Below are 3,041 nucleotides of genomic sequence, written 5' to 3' on the forward strand. Positions count from 1 at the left end.
GTTATAGATGCGGTTTCTTATGACGCAAAAACAAGAATTGTAAGCGTAACGTTTCCAAGCGGCGCAACTTATGAATATAACAACATAAGCCTTGAAATGTTAAAACAATGGGCTTATGCGCCGAGTTTGGGCGGTTATTTTACAAGATTCATCCGCCCTTACTTTATATACGGAAAATAGAGGACGTATTATATTTTGTCATTCAACTTCTCTTTTTTCGTTTTCATTAGAATCCTCGCAATCAAACACGACGCGGAAGCCCAAAATGCTATTGATTTCATAACGTTGATTTTCTACCGTTTGCTTGTCGGTGGAAACTCTGATATATCCGTAAATCATTTATTTTACTCCTCTAATCGTTTTTCCCTTTCTTCCTTCCGTTTAGTCGCCGCATCCTCCTTATAAAAATCCAAACCTAAACTTTTGTACGCTTTTACAAAAAGCATTTCTTCTTCCCAACTTAAACCGTTCATTTTTTTACCCCTTTTGACATAACGCCCTTTCCTTTAATTACAATCCCCTTGTCTGTAAAATCTTCCGTCGTTTTTACTTTGCAGCATTCTTTTTCTTTCCAATCCCGCCGTCGCTCCCGCGACAAGTATATATTTATCCTCAATCCCTATCGTTTGGTAATGCTTTGCCGCGCATTTCAAGCAGCCGATAATATAATCGTCCGCTGCCTTTTCTTGTTCATTTTCGGTTAGTGCCGAATCCCACATTCTTTTCCCCATTTTATTCTCCCTTGTTTTCCATTTCGCCAATCAATTCCCATTTATCGCAAAAATCTTGCATAAATGTATAATCACCGTATCGAACGCTATTTTCGTATTCGCCGCTTTGATAAAACGGATAAGCATATCCGCCCAAACCTGCAAAAAGGAATAGTGCTTTCATAATTTATCACCCACTTCAATTAAAACAGTGTGTCCGATTATTAAATCCTGATCAAACAACATTTGCTCGACCTTTTCCCAATCCACAAACGGTCTATCGCTTATGTCGCGCATAACTAACGGACAACCGAGAGCCGCGTCGTCGATGTAAATATTTGCGTATGCTTTTTGGCTTTGAGTCCATTTGTGCTGTGTCGGATTTTGATTTACTCCAAAAAGAGGTATTTCATTATCATCAAACCAAGCAACTGCATCGTCAAGTTCTTTGCCGCTTCGCATCGTCCAAAGAATTAAATCGTCGCCTCTATCGACAAGGCGTTTCAAAATTTTTTGCGCTCCAATATCTTTGCCAACATTTGGATACTCGTGTGTGACACAAGTTCCGTCAAAATCAACTGCAATTAACATTTTTAACCTCCATTTTTACTTTATTCCAAAACAATTTTTCAGTTCTTCGGACGGCTTTATTGTCCTTTTTCATACCTATCGCGATACTTTCACTCTGCCAAACTTGCTGAAAACGCCCATCGTCACATTTATACTCCGAGATATAAACAGGGAACGGTCGCGTTGCCGCCCAATCGTAAAACTCTTTATGGTCGAATTTTACACCGTAATTATCAGAAGTGCAATCATAAGGGATATCGCAATAAACAACACTATTCGGCTTTATTTTTACATCTCGGTAATCGTGATTTGTTTTTTCTAATCTTTGCAAACTTTCTAATCTTTGCAAACTTTCTAAACTTTGCAAACTTTCTAAACTTTGCAAACGTTCTAAACTTTGCATCTCGGCACATCTTTCCCCAGCAATTTTTTTAATAGCTCTTTGCAAATTTAACCGCTTGCATTTTTGCGTTTTGCCTGCAACAACATCGCTCAAGGATAAATAATGCAATAATTTTTTCCCTAATTCTATACTGTTTCCATACAAATACGAATCGCCGTCATTGCCAAAACTCCAGCAGCACCGCACCATTGCTCCCCACGCTGTCGGCTCGTCTTTTTGTGCGGTAAATTCTTCGCGGCTTATCCACGTTCTTTTTGCTTTTTCAAAATCAAATTTACCCTCCCATATTTCTTTGTTGAGCAAATAAACTCCCGCATTCAATTCGTTGTAGTGTATGTTTTCCCACTTTTTCCATTCTGTTTGACCAAAGAAATTATAGTAAAAATTACAAGCCGTTTCAGTTATGCAGCCGCCACCGCCAAACAGGTCGTAAAAGTTTTCAGCAGTGGGTATAACTTTTAGAATATCACCAGCAACTTTCTCCTTACACCCCAAATATGGAATCATTTATTTACCTCGCTCCAAAATACTTTTCAATCGCTTCGTATCAAAAAGCGAAATCTGCATCATACTTTCTTGATTTTTCACTTTGCCAACTCCTTTTGAATTTTTGTTCCTGCTTCAATCCGTTTTGTAATAACTTCCGCTTTTCTTGAAAACTCGTTTTTAACGTCTTTTGCATATTCGCCAAATATTTCCTTGAAAGCGTCGGTGATGTTTAGGTTTTGATTATTCATTTTCTATCTTTCCTTTCTTTTCAAATCGTTAAACCGCTTTTTACACAACTTCCGTATCAATTTCAATTTCATGGAAATTTATCGCCTGTTTTATCTTCTCAATGCAATTTGTGGATATAAATACGCCTCGCGTAGGTATCGTTATATCTCCCGTAGTTTTGCTTTTCCACATTAAAATTTCGTCACGGTCTTCGTTTGTAGCTTTCGCTTGCACCGCCGTCATCGCTAAAAGCGCGCCTCTGTTTACGTTTTTTCCTATCGTTCGCATTGTCATTTCCGGTATTTTTATCATTTCTTCAATTACGGTTTTTCCGGTATAATCGTCTAATTTCTCTCTGTAATCTTTCATCCCTTCCGCCGCTTCTATAGCCGCATCTTTTATCGCTCTCGCTATAATGTCGCGTATGAAATCTTTTTGCTTTTGCGTCAACTCATATTGATCGCTAAAAAAATTAGCATCCCTCATTTTAGCCTCTAATTTGTTCGCCGCAATTTCAGCCGCCTCATCAAGCGGTTGCCAATTCATTATGCGCGTAAAAATATTCTCTGCAACCTCTCTGCAAACTTCAAAACCCTCCGCCGGCGCTTCCGTGTTTTCAATCGGCGTCGGCGCATTTTGTA

General features: G+C 38.8%; 8 protein-coding genes. 1 reads left to right on the forward strand and 7 read right to left on the reverse strand.

Annotated elements, in window-relative coordinates:
* Nucleotides 1–180 (forward strand): KTSC domain-containing protein (locus LBH98_00730; GenBank protein ID MDR0303288.1); only part of this gene is annotated, 180 nt, incomplete at its 5' end.
* A gap of 18 nt (nucleotides 181–198) precedes the next feature.
* On the opposite strand, the gene LBH98_00735 is transcribed toward LBH98_00730, so the two are convergent.
* From LBH98_00735 to LBH98_00765, 7 genes are all read right to left on the reverse strand, one after another.
* Nucleotides 199–339 (reverse strand): recombinase family protein, encoded by a 141-nt coding sequence (locus tag LBH98_00735; GenBank protein ID MDR0303289.1) that lies wholly within the window; start codon nucleotides 337–339, stop codon nucleotides 199–201.
* 167 nt (nucleotides 340–506) lie between these two features.
* Nucleotides 507–731, reverse strand: a complete 225-nt coding sequence (locus tag LBH98_00740; GenBank protein MDR0303290.1) for a hypothetical protein — start codon at nucleotides 729–731, stop codon at nucleotides 507–509.
* 1 nt (nucleotide 732) lies between these two features.
* Nucleotides 733–894, reverse strand: coding sequence for a hypothetical protein (locus LBH98_00745; protein MDR0303291.1), 162 nt, complete (start codon nucleotides 892–894; stop codon nucleotides 733–735).
* Nucleotides 891–1,301, reverse strand: a complete 411-nt coding sequence (locus LBH98_00750) for a hypothetical protein (protein MDR0303292.1) — start codon at nucleotides 1,299–1,301, stop codon at nucleotides 891–893. Before LBH98_00750 ends, LBH98_00745 begins: the two co-directional genes overlap by 4 nt.
* Complete coding sequence (locus tag LBH98_00755) at nucleotides 1,285–2,190, reverse strand: hypothetical protein (protein MDR0303293.1); 906 nt, start codon at nucleotides 2,188–2,190, stop codon at nucleotides 1,285–1,287. Before LBH98_00755 ends, LBH98_00750 begins: the two co-directional genes overlap by 17 nt.
* A gap of 77 nt (nucleotides 2,191–2,267) precedes the next feature.
* A complete protein-coding gene (locus LBH98_00760) occupies nucleotides 2,268–2,420 on the reverse strand; it encodes a hypothetical protein (GenBank protein MDR0303294.1) in 153 nt (50 codons plus the stop codon).
* A gap of 40 nt (nucleotides 2,421–2,460) precedes the next feature.
* A partial coding sequence (locus LBH98_00765) for a hypothetical protein (protein MDR0303295.1) occupies nucleotides 2,461–3,041 on the reverse strand: 581 nt, incomplete at its 5' end.

It is taken from the genome of Chitinispirillales bacterium, assembly GCA_031254455.1.
Classification (GTDB): domain Bacteria; phylum Fibrobacterota; class Chitinivibrionia; order Chitinivibrionales; family Chitinivibrionaceae; genus WRFX01.

Excerpts from the sequence above, each read along its gene's own strand:
- LBH98_00755 (MDR0303293.1), bottom strand. The coding sequence starts at position 2,190 with ATGATTCCATATTTGGGGTGTAAGGAGAAAGTTGCTGGTGATATTCTA.
- LBH98_00750 (MDR0303292.1), bottom strand. The coding sequence starts at position 1,301 with ATGTTAATTGCAGTTGATTTTGACGGAACTTGTGTCACACACGAGTAT.
- LBH98_00760 (MDR0303294.1), bottom strand. The coding sequence starts at position 2,420 with ATGAATAATCAAAACCTAAACATCACCGACGCTTTCAAGGAAATATTT.
- LBH98_00740 (MDR0303290.1), bottom strand. The coding sequence starts at position 731 with ATGGGGAAAAGAATGTGGGATTCGGCACTAACCGAAAATGAACAAGAA.
- LBH98_00735 (MDR0303289.1), bottom strand. The coding sequence starts at position 339 with ATGATTTACGGATATATCAGAGTTTCCACCGACAAGCAAACGGTAGAA.
- LBH98_00745 (MDR0303291.1), bottom strand. The coding sequence starts at position 894 with ATGAAAGCACTATTCCTTTTTGCAGGTTTGGGCGGATATGCTTATCCG.